The 17,110-nt window shown below is 68.9% G+C and carries 18 protein-coding genes; 2 read left to right on the top strand and 16 right to left on the bottom strand.

The genetic code is table 11. From position 1 onward, the window contains the following. Positions 1-135: 135 nt before the first annotated feature. From FFK22_RS24935 to FFK22_RS24910, 6 genes are read right to left on the bottom strand one after another with little or no spacing between them, the layout of a single operon-like run. A complete protein-coding gene (locus FFK22_RS24935; protein WP_138888740.1) occupies positions 136-1,236 on the bottom strand; it encodes a 5-methyltetrahydropteroyltriglutamate--homocysteine S-methyltransferase in 1,101 nt (366 codons plus the stop codon). Between the two features lie 16 nt (positions 1,237-1,252). Continuing rightward, entirely contained in the window at positions 1,253-1,972 is a 720-nt protein-coding gene (locus FFK22_RS24930; RefSeq protein ID WP_138888739.1) for an ABC transporter ATP-binding protein, read from the bottom strand. Further along, positions 1,965-2,717, bottom strand: coding sequence for an ABC transporter ATP-binding protein (locus tag FFK22_RS24925; RefSeq protein ID WP_138888738.1), 753 nt, complete (start codon positions 2,715-2,717; stop codon positions 1,965-1,967). Before FFK22_RS24925 ends, FFK22_RS24930 begins: the two co-directional genes overlap by 8 nt. Beyond that, complete coding sequence (locus tag FFK22_RS24920) at positions 2,714-3,706, bottom strand: branched-chain amino acid ABC transporter permease (RefSeq protein WP_138888737.1); 993 nt, start codon at positions 3,704-3,706, stop codon at positions 2,714-2,716. Before FFK22_RS24920 ends, FFK22_RS24925 begins: the two co-directional genes overlap by 4 nt. Next, complete coding sequence (locus tag FFK22_RS24915; RefSeq protein WP_138888736.1) at positions 3,703-4,563, bottom strand: branched-chain amino acid ABC transporter permease; 861 nt, start codon at positions 4,561-4,563, stop codon at positions 3,703-3,705. The genes FFK22_RS24920 and FFK22_RS24915 overlap by 4 nt, the downstream gene beginning before the upstream one ends. Positions 4,564-4,567: 4 nt before the next feature. Continuing rightward, positions 4,568-5,737, bottom strand: a complete 1,170-nt coding sequence (locus FFK22_RS24910) for an ABC transporter substrate-binding protein (RefSeq protein ID WP_138888735.1) — start codon at positions 5,735-5,737, stop codon at positions 4,568-4,570. A gap of 173 nt (positions 5,738-5,910) precedes the next feature. Here FFK22_RS24910 and FFK22_RS24905 point away from each other — a divergent pair, with 173 nt between their 5' ends. Continuing rightward, positions 5,911-6,672 (top strand): IclR family transcriptional regulator C-terminal domain-containing protein, encoded by a 762-nt coding sequence (locus FFK22_RS24905; RefSeq protein WP_138888734.1) that lies wholly within the window; start codon positions 5,911-5,913, stop codon positions 6,670-6,672. 7 nt (positions 6,673-6,679) lie between these two features. On the opposite strand, the gene FFK22_RS24900 is transcribed toward FFK22_RS24905, so the two are convergent. The 4 genes from FFK22_RS24900 to FFK22_RS24885 form a co-directional block, all read right to left on the bottom strand. Continuing rightward, positions 6,680-7,261, bottom strand: a complete 582-nt coding sequence (locus FFK22_RS24900; protein WP_138888733.1) for a histidine phosphatase family protein — start codon at positions 7,259-7,261, stop codon at positions 6,680-6,682. Between the two features lie 37 nt (positions 7,262-7,298). Then, positions 7,299-7,694: a Rieske (2Fe-2S) protein gene (locus FFK22_RS24895; protein WP_138888732.1), complete on the bottom strand. Its 396-nt coding sequence runs from the start codon at positions 7,692-7,694 to the stop codon at positions 7,299-7,301. Then, positions 7,691-8,812 (bottom strand): 4-hydroxyphenylpyruvate dioxygenase, encoded by a 1,122-nt coding sequence (hppD, locus tag FFK22_RS24890; protein WP_138888731.1) that lies wholly within the window; start codon positions 8,810-8,812, stop codon positions 7,691-7,693. Before hppD ends, FFK22_RS24895 begins: the two co-directional genes overlap by 4 nt. Positions 8,813-9,122: 310 nt before the next feature. After that, positions 9,123-9,896 carry a ferredoxin--NADP reductase gene (locus tag FFK22_RS24885; protein WP_138888730.1) on the bottom strand — a complete coding sequence of 258 codons (774 nt, stop codon included), beginning with the start codon at positions 9,894-9,896 and terminating at the stop codon, positions 9,123-9,125. 219 nt (positions 9,897-10,115) lie between these two features. Between FFK22_RS24885 and FFK22_RS24880 the strand changes: the two genes are divergently transcribed. Next, positions 10,116-11,315, top strand: a complete 1,200-nt coding sequence (locus tag FFK22_RS24880) for an amidohydrolase family protein (protein ID WP_138888729.1) — start codon at positions 10,116-10,118, stop codon at positions 11,313-11,315. Positions 11,316-11,640: 325 nt separating this feature from the next. Here the strand turns inward: FFK22_RS24880 and FFK22_RS24875 are convergent, their stop codons facing one another. From FFK22_RS24875 to FFK22_RS24855, 6 genes are all read right to left on the bottom strand, one after another. Continuing rightward, the gene (locus FFK22_RS24875; protein WP_138888728.1) at positions 11,641-12,093 is read right to left on the bottom strand and encodes a MarR family winged helix-turn-helix transcriptional regulator; all 453 of its coding nucleotides are present in this window, start codon (positions 12,091-12,093) and stop codon (positions 11,641-11,643) included. A gap of 13 nt (positions 12,094-12,106) precedes the next feature. Then, a complete protein-coding gene (locus FFK22_RS24870; RefSeq protein ID WP_138888727.1) occupies positions 12,107-12,811 on the bottom strand; it encodes an ABC transporter ATP-binding protein in 705 nt (234 codons plus the stop codon). Further along, the gene (locus tag FFK22_RS24865; RefSeq protein WP_138888726.1) at positions 12,808-13,587 is read right to left on the bottom strand and encodes an ABC transporter ATP-binding protein; all 780 of its coding nucleotides are present in this window, start codon (positions 13,585-13,587) and stop codon (positions 12,808-12,810) included. The genes FFK22_RS24870 and FFK22_RS24865 overlap by 4 nt, the downstream gene beginning before the upstream one ends. Next, on the bottom strand, positions 13,584-14,048 hold the full coding sequence (locus tag FFK22_RS43960) for a branched-chain amino acid ABC transporter permease (protein WP_221938831.1): 465 nt from the start codon (positions 14,046-14,048) through the stop codon (positions 13,584-13,586). Before FFK22_RS43960 ends, FFK22_RS24865 begins: the two co-directional genes overlap by 4 nt. Beyond that, positions 14,042-15,475, bottom strand: coding sequence for an ABC transporter permease (locus tag FFK22_RS24860; RefSeq protein WP_221938830.1), 1,434 nt, complete (start codon positions 15,473-15,475; stop codon positions 14,042-14,044). Before FFK22_RS24860 ends, FFK22_RS43960 begins: the two co-directional genes overlap by 7 nt. 213 nt (positions 15,476-15,688) lie before the next feature. Next, on the bottom strand, positions 15,689-16,888 hold the full coding sequence (locus FFK22_RS24855; RefSeq protein WP_138888724.1) for an ABC transporter substrate-binding protein: 1,200 nt from the start codon (positions 16,886-16,888) through the stop codon (positions 15,689-15,691). Between the last annotated feature and the right edge of the window lie 222 nt (positions 16,889-17,110).

The following is a 17,110-nucleotide window of genomic DNA, read 5'->3' as shown; positions in this document are numbered from 1 at the left end:
CGTCGGGAGCTTCCATCGGTACAAGTTCAAGTCGGCTTTAGGTCAAGAGGTATTTTGCAAGATATGGCTTTGATAATCCCTGGAGCCGTCATGGCGAGCCCAGAAGGGGCGTGGCCATGACGAAGAGGGGCCTGCCTACCCCCAGACCTCCCGCGCGATCTCCACGATCATCGCCAGCTTCGCCCATTGCTCGTCCTCGGCCAGGACGTTGCCTTCCTCGGTGCTGGCGAAGCCGCATTGCGGGCTGAGGCACAGCTGGTCGAGGTCGACGAATTTCGACGCCTCGTCGATCCGGCGCTTGATGTCGTCCTTCTGCTCCAGCGTGCCGGACTTGGAGGTCACCAACCCCAGCACCACGGACTTGCCCTTGGGCAGGAAGCGCAGCGGCTCGAAGCCGCCGGCGCGCTCGGTGTCCCATTCCATGAAATAGCCGTCGGCGGCGATCTCGTTGAACAGCCGCTCCGCCACCGGCTCGTAGCCGCCCGAGGCGATGAAGGTGGAGCGGAAATTGCCGCGGCAGAGATGCATGGTGATCACCATGTCCTTTGGCCGGTCGGCGATGGCGGCGTTCAGCATGCCGGCATAGATCGCCGGCTGCCGCACCGGGTCGTCGCCGCGGTCGGCCAGCATCCGCCGCTGCTCCGGGTCGCAGAGATAGGCGAAGCTGACATCGTCCAGCTGCAGGTAGCGGCAGCCCGCGGCGGCGAAGGCGGCGACCGCGCCGGCATAGGCCCGGCCGAGATCGGCGTAGAACGCCTCCATCTCCGGATAGACCGTCTCGTCGATCACCTGCCGGCCGCCGCGATAGTGCAGCATGCTGGGCGACGGGATCGTCATCTTCGGCACCCGGGCGGTGTTCGCCTTCAGGAAGCGGAAATGCTCCAGCATCGGATGGCTGGTGAAGCCGAGCTTGCCCGTCACCCGGATGCCCTTGGGCTTCAGCTGGGTGCCCTGGAACTGCACGCCGTGGTCGGCCCAGTAGCCCTCGACGCCGTCGAGATGCTCGAGGAAATCGAAATGCCAGAAGGCGCGGCGGAACTCGCCGTCGGTGACGGCCTGCAGGCCGATCTCCTCCTGCCGGCGGATGATCTTGCGGATCTCCTGGTCTTCGATCGCCCGCAGCTCGCCGGCGCTGATCGCGCCCTGCTCGTGCTGGGCGCGGGCGGCCTTCAGGGGGGCGGTGCGCAACAGGCTGCCGACCATGTCGGCGCGGAAGGGCGGGGTGTGGCGCGGCATCGGGATTCTCCTCGGGTCAGGCGTGCGGCCCCTTGCGGGTCACGCCGAGATGGCGGGTCAGGGCGGCTTCGTCGGCCTTCAGGGCGGCGCTGGGGGCGGCGTGGACGATAGCGCCGCGTTCCAGGATCACCGCATGGTCGGTGACCGACAGGATCTTCTGGGCGTGCTGCTCGACCACGACAGCCGCGACGCCCTCGTCGCGCAGGATGCGCTTCAGCGCGGCCAGCAACTCCTCGACGATGATCGGCGCCAGGCCCTCGGTCGGCTCGTCGAGCAGCAGCAGCTTCGGATTCAGCATCAGAGCACGGGCGATGGCCAGCATCTGCTGCTCGCCGCCCGACAGCTGGCTGCCCAGGTTGCCGCGCCGCTCCTTCAGCCGCGGGAACAGGGCATAGGCGCGCTCCGGCGTCCAGGGGCCGGGGCGGGCCACCGCGGTCATGTTCTCCTCGACCGTGAGCGACTTGAAGATGTTGCGCTCCTGCGGCACCCAGCCGATCCCGGCCAGCACCCGGTCCTCCGGCCGCGCCCGGGTCAGGTCGCGGCCGGCCAGGGTGACGCTGCCGCCGAAGCGCCGGGTGACGCCGATAATGCTGTTCAGCAGCGTGGTCTTGCCGGTGCCGTTGCGGCCCAGCAGCGCCAGCGCCTCGCCTTCGGCCAGGGTCAGCGACACGCCGGAGACGACGACGGCCTCGCCATAGCCGGCGACCAGGTCCTTCAGGGCCAGCAGCTCAGCCATCCACCGCCTCCCCGAGATAGACGGCGCGCACCTGCGGGTCGGCGGCGATGGCGTCGGGCGGGCCCTCGGTCAGCAGCGTGCCGTTGACCAGCACCGAGATCCGGTGGGCGAAGCTGAACACCAGGTCCATGTCGTGCTCGATCAGCAGCACCGAGACGTCCTGTGGCAGCTCGGCGACGGTGGCGAGCAGCTCGTGCCGCTCCGCCTCCGGCACGCCGGCCGCCGGCTCGTCCAGCAGCAGCACGCGCGGGCGGCAGGCAAAGGCGGTGGCGATCTCCAGCAGGCGCTGCTTGCCATAGGCCAGGGTGGCGGTGCGGGCCTGCAGCACGTCGGTCAGGCGGAAGCGCTCGGCGATGGCCAGGATCTCGTCCAGCACTTCGGCCTTGCCGCCGGCCACCCGCCACCAGTCGCCGCCGCGGCCCAGGCGCTCGGCCACGGCGAGGCCGATGGTGTCGAGCGGCGTGATCTCCGGGAACAGCTGGTTGATCTGGAAGGTGCGGGCCAGGCCGCGCCGCACCCGCAGATGCGGCTTCAGCCCGGTGATGTCCTCGCCGCCCAGCAGCACCCGGCCGCCGCTCGGGGCCAGCACTCCGGTCAGCAGGTTGACGAAGGTGGTCTTGCCGGCACCGTTCGGGCCGATCAGCGCGTGCCGCGCCCCGACCGCGATGCTGAGCGACACGTCATTGGTGGCGATCAGGCCGCCGAAGCGCCTGTGCAGGCCGATGGTCTCGAGCGCCGCGGTCATCGCCCGCCCCCGAGGCGGGAGAGGAGGGACGCGAAGGGCCGGCGCGCGCCCTGCACCAGCCGGTCGCGCCCGACCAGCACCAGCAGCACCAGGAAGGCGCCGAGCCAGAACGACCAGTATTGCGGCGTCAGGCCGGAGATCCAGTCCTGCAGGAAGCGGAACAGCACGGCGCCGATCGGCCCGCCATAGAGATAGCCGGCGCCGCCGATCACCAGCACCAGCAGCACATCGGCCGAGCGGTGGAAGTCGAAGACGTCCAGCGAGACGAACTGCGTGGTCTGGGCCAAGAGCGCCCCGGCCACCGCGGCATAGGCGGCCGACAGGGTGTAGATGCCGATCAGCCGCCGCGCCACCGGCACCCCGACGGCGGCGGCGCGCAGGCGGTTGTCGCGGATCGCCTTCAGCGACAGGCCGAAGGGCGAATGCACCACCCGCCGGGCGAACAGGAACAACGCGAACAGCACCGCCAGGCTGTAGGCATAGGCGGTGGTGCCGTAGAGGTCGAACTCGAACCAGCCCAGGACGGGGCCGAGCACCATGCCGTTCAGCCCGTCGGCCCCGCCGGTCAGCCCGGCCGCGCGATTGGCGATTTCGAACAGCAGCAGCGAGATGCCGAGCGTGACCATCAGCCGGGTGAGGTCGCTGCCGCGCAGCACCAGGAAGCCGGTGGCGAAGCCCAGCACGGCCCCGGCGACTGCGGCGGCCACGAGGCCCAGCAACGGCTCCCCGGCGACATGGATGGTCAGCAGGCCGGCAACATAGGCGCCGAGGCCGAAGAAGGCGGCATGGCCGAGCGAGACGATCCCGGCATAGCCGAGGATCAGGTCGAGCGAGAGCGCGAACAGGGCCAGGATCGCGATCTCGTTCAGGATCAGATGCTGGTCCGGCAGCAGGAACAGCGCGGCCAGGGCGGCTAGCCAAAACAAGAATTCCGGCCAGCGCCAGCGGGCGCGCGACGCGGCTGGGGAGGCGATCACGGCGGCCGTCACCGGCTGCCTCCGCGGGCGAACAGCCCTTGCGGCCGCAGCAGCAGCACCACGATCATCACCGTGTAGATGACGAAGGAGCCGAAGGCCGGGACATAGTACTTGCCGGCGACGTCGGCGATGCCGAGCAAGAGCGCCGCCAGGAACGGCCCGGTCAGGCTGGAGGTGCCGCCGACCGTCACCACGATCAGGAAGTAGATCATGTATTTCAGCGGAAAGGTCGGGTCGACGCCCAGGATCTCGGCCCCCAGCGCGCCGCCGAGCCCGGCGAGGCCGCTGCCGACGGCGAAGGTGGCGGCGAAGACGGTGTCGACCCGGATGCCCAGCCCGCGCGCGGCCCGCGGGTCGTCGACCGCGGCGCGCAGCCGGCTGCCGAAGCGGGTGTAGGCCAGCACCCCTTGCAGGGCCAGCACCAGCACGCCGCAGATGACGATGATCAGGGCGCGGTAGATGCCGATGCCGACGCCTAGCACCTCGACCCGGCCGCGCAGATAGTCGGGCAACTGGATGATCTGCTGCTCCGACCCCATCAGATAGTCGGCGGCGGCCATCGCCATGAACACGATCCCGATCGAGAACAGCACCTGGTCGAGGTGGCTGCGGCGATACAGCTGTCGATACAGCGTCCGCTCCAGCACCAGCCCGACCGCGGCCGCGGCCAGGAAGGCCGCCGGCAGGCACAGGAAGAACGGCACCTGCCAGCGGCTCATCAGAATCGCGGTGACATAGCCGCCGAGCATGGCGAAGGCGCCATGCGCCAGGTTGATGAAGTTCATCAGCCCCAGCGTCACCGACAATCCGCAGGCCAGCACGAACAGCAGCATGCCGTAGGCGATGCCGTCGAACAGGATCGTCGCCATGGCGCTACTTCGCCGCCTTCACCGGGTCCTTCACCGCCTCGATGGTCGCGAATTCGACATTGTACAGGCCGCCGTCGCGCTTTTCGACTTTGCGCACATAGACGTTCTGGATGATGTCGCGGGTGTCGGGGTCGATCGAGACCGGGCCGCGCACGCTGGTCCAGCTCATGCCCTTCATGGCGTCGACCAGACCCTGGCCGTCGGTGGCGCCATTGGTCTTCTTCAGCGCCTCGACGATCAGGTGCATGCCGTCATAGCCGCCGACGGCCATGAAGTTCGGCCGCATCCCGGCATTGGCCGCCTGGAAGGCCTGGACGAAGGCCTTGTTCTCGGGGCTGTCATGCGCCGCGGAGTAGTGGTGGGTGGTGATGGTGCCCAGGGCCACGTCGCCGATCTTGTCCAGCAGCTCGTCATCGGTGACATCGCCGGTGGCGATCAGTCGGATGCCGGACTTGTCGAGGCCGCGCTCGACGAACTGCTTCATGAACACGGCGCCGAAGCCCGAGGGCACGAAGACGAAGACCGCATCCGGCTTGGCGTCGGCCACGCGCTGCAGGAAGGGCGCGAAATCCGGGTTCTTCAGCGGCACCTGCAACTGCTCCACCACCGTCCCGCCGGCCTTGCCGAAGCGCTCGGCAAAGGCCTTCTGCGCGTCCAGGCCGGGGGCGTAGTCGCTGACCAGCGTGACCACGGTCTTGATGCCGTTCTGGGCGCTCCAGTCCGCCAGCGGCACGGTGACCTGGGGCAGGGTGAAGCTGGTGCGGACGATGAAGGGCGAGGCCTCGGTGGTCACTGCGGTGGCGGCGGCCATGATCACCTGCGGCACCTTGGCCTGGGTGGCGATCGGCGCCGCCGCGGCGGCCAGCGGGGTCAGGCCGAAGCCGGCCAGCACCGACACCTTCTCCTTCACCACCAGCTCCTGCGCCAGGCGCTTGGTGACGTCGGCGGTGCCGGTGTCGTCGCGGACGACCAGCTCGATCGTCTTGCCGGCGACGGTGGTGCCGTTCTGCTGCAGATACAGCTTGGCCGCGGCCTCGATCTCTCGCCCGGTCGAGGCGGAGGGACCGGTCATCGGCAGGATCAGGCCGATCTTGACCGTGTTCTGCGCCGCGGCCGGCAGGGCCGCCAGCAGGGTAGCAGCCAGGGCCGCGGCGGTCAGGTGGCGTCGGTGCATCTTGGTCCTCCCTCTGGTTCTGGTCGACAGACTCTTGCGCCGGTGGATCGATCATCCGCGATCCCCGATCTTCTTGTCCTATTGATCTCTTGTGCCGGGCTCCGAATGCGGTCAAGAATTTGTGCGCATAGCGGCATTCTTGTTCGTTATACGCACAAAACGGGGAGGAGGTCCTGCGCGAGGAGCAGGTCGTTTCGTTCCGCAAGGGGCTCGACATCATCCGCAGCTTCGGCACGGGCCACCGGCGGCAGACCATCACCGAGGCGGCATCGCGCACCGGCATGACCCGGGCCGCGGCGCGGCGTTTCCTGCTGACCCTGTGCGAGGCCGGCTATGCCCGCAGCGACGGCAAGCATTTCGAACTGACGCCGGCGATCCTGTCGCTGGGCCACAGCTTCCTGTCCGGCATGGGCGAGATCGAGCGGGTGCGCGATGCGCTGCTGGGCCTGACGCGAGCCTTGGGCGAATCGGCCTCCGCCGCGATGCTGGACGGCACCATGATCACCTATGTCGCGCGGTCGCCGGCGGCGCACCGGATCATGACGGTCGGGCTCGGGGTCGGCACCCGGCTGCCGGCGCACGCCACCTCGATGGGCCAGGCCCTGCTGGCGGTGCTGCATCCGCGCGAGCTCGAGCGCTATTTCGAATCGGCGGTGCTGGAGCGGTTCACCGAACACACGCTGACCACCCGCACGGCCCTGGCAGCGCGGGTGGCCGAAGTGCGCAGCCGCGGCTACGCGCTGGTGTCGGAGGAGCTGGAGACCGGGCTGAACTCGATCGCGGTGGCGGTGCCGGGCGGCATCTCCGCCGGCAACCTGGCGATCAACCTCAGCGCCCCGGCCGGGCGGGTCGGGGCGGAGGAGATGCGCGAGCGCTTCCTGCCGGCGCTGCAGGAGGCGGCGCGGGCCGTGGCCCTGGCGGTGCAGCGCGGCTAAAGCGGGGCTATCTCTGGTTCCAGCGCCGGATCACGGGCTCGCTGAGGTTGTGCTCGTAACCGAGGACGCTGAGGCTGGCGGTGTCCAGCACGAGGCGCGAGCCGCCCTCCGGCGGCAGGCCGATCCAGCGCGCTGCGAGGACCCGGAGGAAATGCGAGCTCGAGAACACCAGGACCGTCGTAGCCGTCTGGCGGAACAGCTCGATCACCGCATCCGCCCTGGCCCCGACCTGGGCCGCGTCCTCGCCTTGCGGACAGCCGTCGCGGAACAGCTGCCAGCCCGGGCGCTCGGCCAGGATCTGCTCGGTGGTGACGCCCTCATAGGCGCCGTAATCCCACTCGGCCAACTCGTCCTTGATCACGGCGCCGGTCCCGAAGCCGGCCAGCGTGCAGGTGGTGCGGGCCCGCAGGGACGGGCTCGACCAGACCGCCGCGAAGGCCGTGCCCTGCAGCCGGCCGGCGACGCCGCGCGCCGCCGCCTCGCCCGCCTCGGTCAGCGGGATATCGGACCGGCCGGTGTGCCTGCCGGACCGGCTCCACTCCGTCTCGCCATGCCGGACGAGGTACAGTTCGGGAAACGGGCTGCTCATGGATCGCCTCTCGGTCGCGCGGAGTCAGGAGGCGATCCTAACCCATGACGATCGTGCCGTCGGCCTCCACCCGCACCGGGATCGCGTCGAGCGCGCAATCGGCCGGCCCGGAGATGGGGCTGCCGTCGCCGGCGTCGAACTCGGCGAAGTGGTTGCTGCAGACGAGGCGCTGCCCGTCGGCGCTCAGCACGCTGCCGCCGCGCCAGGTCAGCGGCAGGAAGGCGTGCGGGCAGGCATCGAGGAACGCCCTCACGGTGTCGCCGCGGCGGACCAGCAGCATCGAGAAGACGCGGCGGCCGGCGCCGAAGGCGAGGATGCGCACGCCCGGATCCTCGATCTCGTCGAGGCGTCCCAGCATCGTTGCCGGCGCCGGGGCGTGCGGGTGCCGGCGCCAGGCCGGCCCGTCATCCGGCGCGAACGGATTGCCTGTCACGCCGCGTCGCTGTCGGCGGACAGCACGCCGCGCCGGATCTGGTCCTCCTCGATGCTCTCGAACAGGGCGCGGAAATTGCCTTCGCCGAAGCCGTCATCGCCCTTGCGCTGGATGAACTCGAAGAAGATCGGGCCGATCACGGTCTGGGAGAAGATCTGCAGCAGCACCTTGGTGTGGGCGCCTTCGACCACGCCCTCGCCGTCGATCAGCAGGCCCAGTTCGCGCAACCTCTCGACCGGCTCGCCATGCTTCGGCAGGCGGCCGTCGATCTTCTCGTAATAGGTGTCGGGCGGGGCCGGCATGAAGGCCAGGCCGTTGCGGTCCAGACGGTTGACCGAGGCGTAGATGTCGCGGCTGCCCAGGGCCACGTGCTGGATGCCTTCGCCCTTGTAGGTGCGCAGGTATTCCTCGATCTGGCTCTTCTCGTCCGCGCTCTCGTTGATCGGGATGCGGATCTTGCCGTCCGGGCTGGTCAGGGCGCGGGAGGTGAGGCCGGTCAGCTTGCCGCTGATGTCGAAGTAGCGGATCTGGCGAAAGTTGAAGAGCCGGCTGTAGAAGTCGACCCAGACATCCATCTGGCCGCGATGCACGTTGTGGGTCAGGTGGTCGACATAATAGAGGCCGGCGGCCTCCGGATGCGGCTCGGCCTGGCCGATCCAGTCGAAATCGACGTCATAGATCGAGCCCTTGGCGCCGTAGCGATCGACAAGGTAGAGCAGCGATCCGCCGATGCCCTCGATCGCCGGGATCTGCAGCTCGCCAGCAGCGACCCGGCTCTCGACCGGCTTGGCGCCCAGCGACACGGCGCGCTTGAAGGCGTGGGCGGCATCGGCGACGCGGAAGGCCATGGCGCAGGCGCAGGGGCCGTGCTTGCGGGCGAAGTCGCTGGCGAAGCTGTCCGGCTCGGCATTGACCACGAAGTTGATGTCGCCCTGGCGGTACAGCGTCACCCGCTTCGACTTGTGCCGCGCCACCGGGGCGAAGCCCATGGTCTCGAACAGCGTGCCCAGCTTCTCCGGCTCGGAAGAGGCGTATTCGACGAACTCGAACCCGTCCGTGCCCATCGGGTTGGATTCGGTGATCTCGGCCGGCGGGGCGTCGTGCGGATAGGGGCCCATGCTGCTCTCCTAGGAGTCGCTCCTGGCGCGAATGATACCAGCGGAGGCATGGCCGTTCCGTGCGAAACGGGGGGCGAAGAACAGGGGCCATGCACGCTTCCTGCATGCATATGGCGGTCTATGCGTGAATCTTCATGTTACAATGATTTCATCAGTCATCCCGTGCGCGCTGCGGCCCGCAGTGCTGCTGCGCAGACACGGGATCTCGTCATGACCTCGAAGAGGTCCCCGCTTTGGCGGAAAAGGGAGAACGAAAAAGGCCGCCGGATCGCTCCGACGGCCCTATATCTCGCTGTGGCCTCGGCGGCGCTTACTTCTCGACGAAGGCCTTCTCGATGACGTAGTCGCCGGGCTCGCCGTGGTTGCCTTCGACGAAGCCGCGCTCCTCCAGGATCACCTTGAGGTCGGCCAGCATCAGCGGGCTGCCGCACAGCATGACGCGGTCATGCTCGACCGCCAGCGGCGGCAGGCCGATATCCTCGAACAGCTTGTTCGAGGTGATCAGGTCGGTGATGCGGCCGCGGTTGCGGAACGGCTCGCGCGTCACCGTCGGGTAATAGATCAGCTTGCCGCGGATCTCCTCGCCCAGGAACTCGTCCTGCGGCAGCTCCTGCGTGATCAGCTCGCCATAGGCCAGCTCGGCGATCTGGCGGCAGCCATGCAGCAGGACCACCTTCTCGAACCGCTCATAGGTCTCGGGGTCGCGGATCAGGCTCAGGAACGGCGCCAGGCCGGTGCCGGTGCCGAGCAGATACAGATTGCGGCCGGGCTTGAGGTTGTCGAGCACCAGCGTCCCCGTGGCCTTGCGGCCGACGATGACCGGGTCGCCTTCCTTCAGGTGCTGCAGCCGCGAGGTCAGCGGCCCGTTCTGCACCTTGATCGAGAAGAACTCGAGCCCGTCCTCGTAATTCGGGCTGACGACGCTGTAGGCGCGCAGGAGCGGCTTGCCGTCGACCGGAATCCCGATCATCGTGAACTGGCCGTTCTTGAAGCGGAACGTCGGGTTGCGGGTCGTCTTGAAGCTGAAGAGCGTGTCGGTCCAGTGATGGACGCTGACAACGCGCTCCTCATTGAAGTTGCTCATGCCTCGTCACCCTTCGCTCGCGACTACGCGCAGAATGTGGGAAATAGCTCCGCCGCTGTCGAGCCGATGCATGTAGATTCTTCCGGCGAAATTTGCAAGGCGGCCTTGCTGCGGCATAATTTGTTTGTATACTAACAATAAATGCGAGCGGCTGAGCTGTCAACCGCCCGCGACAGGCGAGGCGCCCCGGACTGGGGGCAGCGACGAAGGAACGTCCTCATGGCGCATGACGAGCCGCAGAAGCCGGCCGGCCCGGCCAAGCTGGTGATCCGCAACATCGGGCTGCTGCTCAGCGGCAAGCTGGAGGCGCCGATCCTCGACGCCGATACCGTGGTCGCGGTCGACGGCCGCATCACCGAGGTCGGGCGCGAGAAGGATGTCGACACCGAAGGCGCCACCACCCTGATCGACGCCCATGGCACGACGCTGGCGCCCGGGCTGATCGACAGCCATGTCCATCCGGTGATCGGCGACTGGACGCCGCGGCAGAATCAGATCGGCTGGATCGATTCCAGCCTGCATGGCGGCGTCACCACCATGATCTCGGCCGGCGAGGTGCATCTGCCCGGCCGGCCGCGCGACGTGATCGGGCTGAAGGCCCTGGCGGTCACGGCGCAGCGCAGCTTCTCCGCCTTCCGTCCCTCCGGCGTGAAGATCCATGCCGGCGCGCCGGTGATCGAGAAGGAGATGGAGGAGCAGGACTTCAAGGATTTGGCCGCTGCCGGCGTCACCCTGCTCGGCGAGATCGGCCTCGGCGGCGTCAAGGACGGGCCGACCGCCAATCGCATGGTCGGCTGGGCCCGGAAATACGGGATCCAGAGCACGATCCACACCGGCGGCCCGTCGATTCCCGGCTCCGGCCTGATCGACAAGGATGTGGTGCTGGAGACCGACGCCGATGTGGTCGGCCACATCAATGGCGGCCACACCGCCTTGCCGGACGGCCAGATCCGCTGCATCTGCGAGGGCTGCAAGCGCGGGCTGGAACTGGTGCACAACGGCAATGAGCGGGCCGCCCTGTTCACCTTGCGCACGGCGAAGGAGATGGGGCAGCTGGAGCGGGTGATCCTGGGCACCGACGCGCCGGCCGGATCCGGCGTCCAGCCGCTCGGCATCCTGCGCATGGTGGCGATGCTGTCATCGCTCGGCGACGTGCCAGCCGAGACCGCCTTCTGCTTTGCCACCGGCAACACCGCGCGGATGCGCAAGCTCGACGCCGGCATCATCGAGCCCGGCTGGTCGGCCGATTTCGTCTTCCTCGACACCGCCCAGCATTCCGCCGGCACCTCCATCCTGGAGAGCGTGCGGCTCGGCGACCTGCCGGGCGTCGGCATGACCGTGATCGACGGCGTGGTGCGCAGCCAGCGCAGCCGCAACACCCCCCCGGCGACCCGGGTGCCGGTGGTGGTGCGGGGGTAGGGCGGCCGCGCTTTTTGAGATCGGCTTTCCAATCCTCTTCCGTCATGGCGAGGCGCGCAGCGCCGTGGCCATCCAGGGATTGGTGCCGCTGGATGGCCACGCCCCGTCGGGGCTCGCCATGACGGATTAATGTTTCCGGTTTCGCTCGATGATCTCGACCGGAGTCAGCGGCTGGTAGGACGACTCGGGTGCGGCGAAGGCGTGCTGAAGCTCGGCTTTCAGCCGATCAAATGCGTCCTCGGGTGCATGCTTCTTGTCGCATCGGATCGGAGCACGGATACCCTCGCTGACCTTTCGGGACACGACATGTTCCCCTAGACAGAGCCTAGCTCAGCTTGCGCAGCAGGTCGATCAGCGCCGTCCGCTCCGCCTCGGTCAGCGGCGCCAGCGTCTCCGCGGTGATGCGGTGGGCCAGCGGCAGGATGCGCTCGGCCAGGGCCTGGCCGGCGGGGCTCAGGGCCACCTCCAGCCGGCGGCCGTCCTCCGGGTCCGGGCGGGTCTCGATCAGGCCGCGCTTGCCCAGCCGGTCGACCACGCCCTTGATCGTCGCCGCGTCCATGGCAGTGCGGCGGCCGAGCCGGTTCTGCGAACAGGGGCCACGCTCCAGCAGCTTGGCCAGCACCGCCCATTGCGTCGCCGTCAGGTCCTGCTCGCCGATGCCGGAAGAGAAGATCGCGGCGTGGCGCTGGCTGACCTGGCGCAGGATGAAGCCGATCTGGTCGTCGAGGATGTAGGGGCCTTGGCCCTGTCCGCGCGCGGCGGATGCGGTGGTGCTCATGGCCGGTCTCCTATCACACCGCCAGATAGGCGTCGCGGATCTCCGGCTGCGCCTCCAACTCCGCCATCGTGCCGCCGAAGCGGATGCGGCCGGTCTCGATGATGTAGGCGCGGTCGCTGATCAGCCGCGCGAAATGCAGGTTCTGCTCGGACAGCAGCACGCTCAGGCCCTCCCGCTTCATCGCCAGGATGGCGTCGGCCATCTGCTCGACGATCTTCGGCGCCAGGCCCTCCGACGGCTCGTCCAGCAGCACCAGCGACGGGTTGCCCATCAGCGTGCGGGCGATGGTCAGCATCTGCTGCTCGCCGCCGCTCATCCGCCCGCCGGGGCGGCGGCGCATCTCGGCCAGGTTGGGGAACAGGGCGTACAGCCGCTCCGGCGTCCAGGTCGGCGCGCCCGGCCGCGGCGGCTGCAGGCCGACGGCGAGGTTCTCCTCCACCGTCAGGTCGGTGAAGATCCGGCGGTCCTCCGGCACATAGCCCAGCCCGGCGCGGGCGACCTCATGCGTCGGCTTCGCGGCGATGTCGGCGCCGCGGAACAGGATCTTGCCCTCACGCCGCGGCACCAGCCCGACCAGCGAGCGGAAGGTGGTGGATTTGCCGGCGCCGTTGCGGCCGAGGAAGGCGACCACCTCGCCTTCGCCGACCTCGAAGCCGACATCGAACAGGATGTGGGCCGGGCCGTAATGGGCGTTGAGGCCGGAGACCAAGAGCGTCATGCGGGTGCCCCTTCCCGATGCCGGGCGTCATAGACCAGTCCGTCGCCAAGATAGACCGCGCGCACCTGCGGGTCGCGGCGCACGTCCTCCGGCGAGCCCTCGGCGATCAGCGCGCCGCGGTTCAACACCATGATCCGGTCGGCATGCTCGAACACCACATCCATGTCATGCTCGGTGAACAGCACGCCGATCCGCCGTTGCCGCGCCACCTCCGCGGTCAGGCGCATCAGCGCCACCCGTTCCTTCGGCGCCATGCCGGCGGTCGGCTCGTCCATCAGCAGCAGCTTCGGCGCGTTGGCCAGGGCGATCGACAGCTCTAGCCGCTTGACGTCGCCATAGGCCAGCTCGCCGCAGGCCCGCTCCGCCGCGTCGCCGAGGCCGACCAGGTCGAGCAGCGCATCGGCCTCGTCGCGAAAGGCGCGGCCGGCGAAGGAGAGGCCGAACTTACGGTGATGCGACAGCAGCGCCACCTGCACATTCTCGCGCACGGTCATCGAGGCGAAGGTGGCGGCGATCTGGAAGGTGCGGCCGACGCCCAGGCGCCAGACCCGGCGCGGCGCCAGGCCGGTGATGTCGCGCCCCTCCAGCTTCACCCGGCCGGCATCGGGGCGGATCTGGCCGTTCAGCATGTTGAAGCAGGTGCTCTTGCCGGCGCCGTTCGGGCCAATCAGGGCGAGGATGCCCCCAGCCTCGAGCGTGAAGTCGACGCCGCGCACCGCCTGGACGCCGGCATAGGATTTGGCCAGGCCCTCGACTTGCAGCAAAGGTGCGCTCATTCCGCAGCCTCCATGCGGGAGGCCGCGGCCGAGACCGGGGCCGGAGGTTTCCGCCGTCTCGCCCGCCACTCCTCGGCGAAGCCGACGAGGCCCTTGGGGAAGGCCACCACCAGCAGCACGATGATGCCGCCCAGCACCAGCTTCGACAGGTCGGTCTGGCTGACCAGCCAGATGGCGAGCGCCTTGTAGACGATGGCGCCGACCACGGCGCCGGAGACGGTCTCGATGCCGCCGAGCAGCACCATCACCAGCCCGTCGATCGACAGCGGGATCCCGAGATTGTCCGGGAACACGCTGCCCTTGAGGAAGGCGAACAGCGCCCCGGCCAGCCCCGCCATGGTGCCGGCGACCAGGAAGGCGGCCCATTGCACCTTAGGCCGGCCGATGCCGATCGCCTCTGCCCGCTGGGTCGAATCCCGCACCCCGCGCAGGGTGAAGCCGAAAGGCGAGAAGGTCAGCACCCGCAACGTGCTGGGTGACCGCCGATGCCGCGATCCCAAGCGACAGCCAGTAGAAATTCGCAGGGGCCGGCGGCCCAGGAGGAGGGCCAGATCCCCAGCATGCCGTTGTCGCCGCCGGTCAGCTCGACCCATTGCGTCGCCACCGACCAGGCGATCTGGGCGAAGGCCAGGGTCAGCATGGCGAAGTACACGCCGGACAGGCGGACGCAGAAGGCGCCGAACAGCGCCGCGCCGAGCAGCCCGAACAGCGGCCCGGCCAGGAGCGCCGCCTCCATCGGCAGGCCCATCGCCTTGACCGCGAAGGCGGCGCCATAGGTGCCGAGGCCGAAATAGGCGGCATGGCCGAAGGAGGCGAGGCCGCCGGTGGTCATCAGGAACTGCAGGCTGGCGGCGAACAGGGCGAAGATCGCGATCTCGGACGCCACCGCCAGGGCATAGCCGCCGGCCACCATCGGCAGCAGCGCCGCGATCACCAGCGCGGCCAGGAGGGCGATGCGCTCGCCCGGGGCGAAGGGGCGCCAGGGCCGGATGGCGATGCCGATGGTCGGCCGTGCCGGGCCCTGGGGCTTGCCCAGCAGGCCCCAGGGCCGCACCACCAGCACGCAGGCCATCACCAGGAACACCAGCACCAGCGAGATGGTGGGGAAGACCAGGATGCCGAAGGCGTTCAGCTCCGACACCAGCACCGCGGCGATGAAGGCGCCGGGCACGCTGCCCAGCCCGCCGATCACCACCACGACGAAGACCTCGACGATGATGCGCAGATCCATCGTGTGGGTCACCGCGTCGCGCGGGATCTGCAGCGCCCCGCCGAGGCCGGCCAGGAACACGCCGAGCGCGAAGACGCTGGTGAACAGCCATTTCTGGTTCACGCCCAGCGCCGCGATCATGTCGCGGTCCTGCGTCGCCGCCCGCACCAGCACGCCCCAGCGGGTGCGGCGGAACAGCAGCCACAGCAGGCCCAGCACCACGGGGCCGAGGACGATCAGGAACAAATCGTATAGCGGCAGCCTCTGGCCCAGGATCTCGACCGCGCCGCGGAAGCCCGGCGCGCGGCGGCCGACCAGATCCTCCGGCCCCCAGATCAGCACCACCAGGTCCGCGACCATCAGGGTGACGCCGAAGGTGGCCAGCAGCTGGAACAGCTCCGGCGCCCGGTAGATCCGGCGCAGCAGCACGATCTCCAGCAGCGCGCCGAGCGCCGCCACGATCAGGGCGGCGACGATGAGGCCGCCCCAGAAGCCGAGGGCGCCGGAGAAGCGCTCGGTCAGGGTGTAGGCCAGATAGGCGCCCAGCATGTAGAAGGCGCCATGCGCGAAGTTCACGATCCGCGTCACGCCGAAGATGATCGACAGGCCCGACGCCACCAGGAACAGCGAGGCGGCGCTGGCAAGTCCGGTCAGGAACTGGGCGACGAGGAAATCCACGTGGTTCGGTCCCTGTTGTGAGGGGAGGGGTGGACCCTTCCCTTATTGTTGCACCCGGTCTCCCCCCTCACCCTCCCGCCGCCTTCGGCGTCGGGCCCCTCCCTCTCCCTGAGGAGAGGGATTTTTTACCTCTCCCCCGGGGAGAGGTCGGAACCGCGTGAGCGGTTCCGGGTGAGGGGGCGGCACCGGCCCATCAGCCGGCGCCGGCGTCGCTCACTCCGCCGGTCGCAGCTTGGCGACTTCGGCATCGGACGGCAGGTACTGGGCGCCGTCGCGGTAGTGGAAGTCGGTCATCACGCCCTTGCCGTCCTCGACCGTGGTCTTGCCGACGAAGGCGCCGAGGGTCGACTGGTGGTCGATCTTGCGGAAGGTGACGGGTCCGAACGGGCTGTCGACGCCGATGCCCTCGGCGGCCGCGATCATCTTGTCGGGGTCGGCCGACCCGGCCTTGGCCAGGATTGCCGCGATCGACTTCATCGTGGTGTAGCCGACGATCGAGCCCAGCCGCGGATAGTCGCTGTACTTGGCCTGGTAGGCCTTCAGGAACGTGTCATGCTCCGGCGACTTGATCGCGTACCAGGGATAGCCGGTGACGATCCAGCCTTCCGGCGTCTCGTCCTTCAGCGGGTCGAGATATTCCGGCTCGCCGGTCAGGAAGCTGACCACCGACCGGCCCTCGAACAGGCCGCGGGTGTTGCCCTCGCGGACGAACTTCACCAGGTCGGCGCCGAAGGTGACGTTCAGGATCGCCTCGGGCTTCGACGCGGCCAGCGCCTGCACCACCGCGCCGGCGTCGATCTTGCCCTGCGGCGGCCATTGCGCGTCGACCCATTCGATGTCCGGCCGCTTGGCGGACAGGAGCTGCTTGAACACCGCCACGGCCGACTGGCCGTATTCGTAGTTCGGCGCCACCGTGGCCCAGCGCTTGGCCGGCAGCTTCGCCGCCTCCTCGGCCAGCATCGCCGCCTGCATATAGTTCGACGGGCGCAGCCGGAAGGTGTAGCGGTTGCCGTTGGCCCAGGTGACGGCGTCGGTCAGGGGCTCCGCCGCCATGAAGAACACCTTCTTCTGCTTGGCGAAGTCCGAGACGGCGAGGCCGATGTTGGAGAAGAAGGTGCCGGCCAGGATGGTCACGCCCTCGGACGAGACCAGCTCATTGGCGGCGGTCACGGCGTCGGCCGGCTTGCCGCCGTCATCCTTGGAGACGACGACCAGCTTCTGGCCGTTCACGCCGCCGGCAGCGTTGATCTCCTCGATCGCCAGCTGCCAGCCCTTGCGGTAGGGCTCGGTGAAGGCCGGCAGGCCGGAATAGCTGTTGATCTCCCCGATCTTGATCTCCTGCGCCCCGGCCGAAGCCGGCCCCCAGAGCGCGGCGGCCAGCGCCAGCACGGCCGCGACGTGAAACCTTTTCATCCCTGTCTCCTTCGTGTCCCGGCCGGTTCAGCCATTCCTTGTTTTTTATCGTCCAACCCGCGGCGGCTCCACCCCCTCACCCCTCCCGCCGCCTTCGGCGTCGGGCTCTCCCTCTCCCCAAGGAGAGGGAATGTTCACCTCTCCTTGGGGAGAGGTCTGAATCGCGTCAGCGATTCCGGGTGAGGGGGCGGCGCAGGCCTTGCCGCCCTCGCTGCGCATCCG

Source organism: Mycobacterium sp. KBS0706 (genome assembly GCF_005938675.2).
GTDB lineage: Bacteria > Pseudomonadota > Alphaproteobacteria > DSM-16000 > Inquilinaceae > Inquilinus.
This window is presented reverse-complemented; position numbering and strand designations above follow the sequence as displayed.

Coding starts and splice junctions, on each gene's coding strand:
- FFK22_RS24925 (WP_138888738.1), bottom strand. CDS start 2,717: ATGACCGCGGCGCTCGAGACCATCGGCCTGCACAGGCGCTTCGGCGGC.
- FFK22_RS24915 (WP_138888736.1), bottom strand. CDS start 4,563: ATGGCGACGATCCTGTTCGACGGCATCGCCTACGGCATGCTGCTGTTC.
- FFK22_RS24930 (WP_138888739.1), bottom strand. CDS start 1,972: ATGGCTGAGCTGCTGGCCCTGAAGGACCTGGTCGCCGGCTATGGCGAG.
- hppD (WP_138888731.1), bottom strand. CDS start 8,812: ATGGGCCCCTATCCGCACGACGCCCCGCCGGCCGAGATCACCGAATCC.
- FFK22_RS24855 (WP_138888724.1), bottom strand. CDS start 16,888: ATGAAAAGGTTTCACGTCGCGGCCGTGCTGGCGCTGGCCGCCGCGCTC.
- FFK22_RS24875 (WP_138888728.1), bottom strand. CDS start 12,093: ATGAGCACCACCGCATCCGCCGCGCGCGGACAGGGCCAAGGCCCCTAC.
- FFK22_RS24935 (WP_138888740.1), bottom strand. CDS start 1,236: ATGCCGCGCCACACCCCGCCCTTCCGCGCCGACATGGTCGGCAGCCTG.
- FFK22_RS24880 (WP_138888729.1), top strand. CDS start 10,116: ATGGCGCATGACGAGCCGCAGAAGCCGGCCGGCCCGGCCAAGCTGGTG.
- FFK22_RS24910 (WP_138888735.1), bottom strand. CDS start 5,737: ATGCACCGACGCCACCTGACCGCCGCGGCCCTGGCTGCTACCCTGCTG.
- FFK22_RS24870 (WP_138888727.1), bottom strand. CDS start 12,811: ATGACGCTCTTGGTCTCCGGCCTCAACGCCCATTACGGCCCGGCCCAC.
- FFK22_RS24865 (WP_138888726.1), bottom strand. CDS start 13,587: ATGAGCGCACCTTTGCTGCAAGTCGAGGGCCTGGCCAAATCCTATGCC.
- FFK22_RS24900 (WP_138888733.1), bottom strand. CDS start 7,261: ATGAGCAGCCCGTTTCCCGAACTGTACCTCGTCCGGCATGGCGAGACG.
- FFK22_RS24885 (WP_138888730.1), bottom strand. CDS start 9,896: ATGAGCAACTTCAATGAGGAGCGCGTTGTCAGCGTCCATCACTGGACC.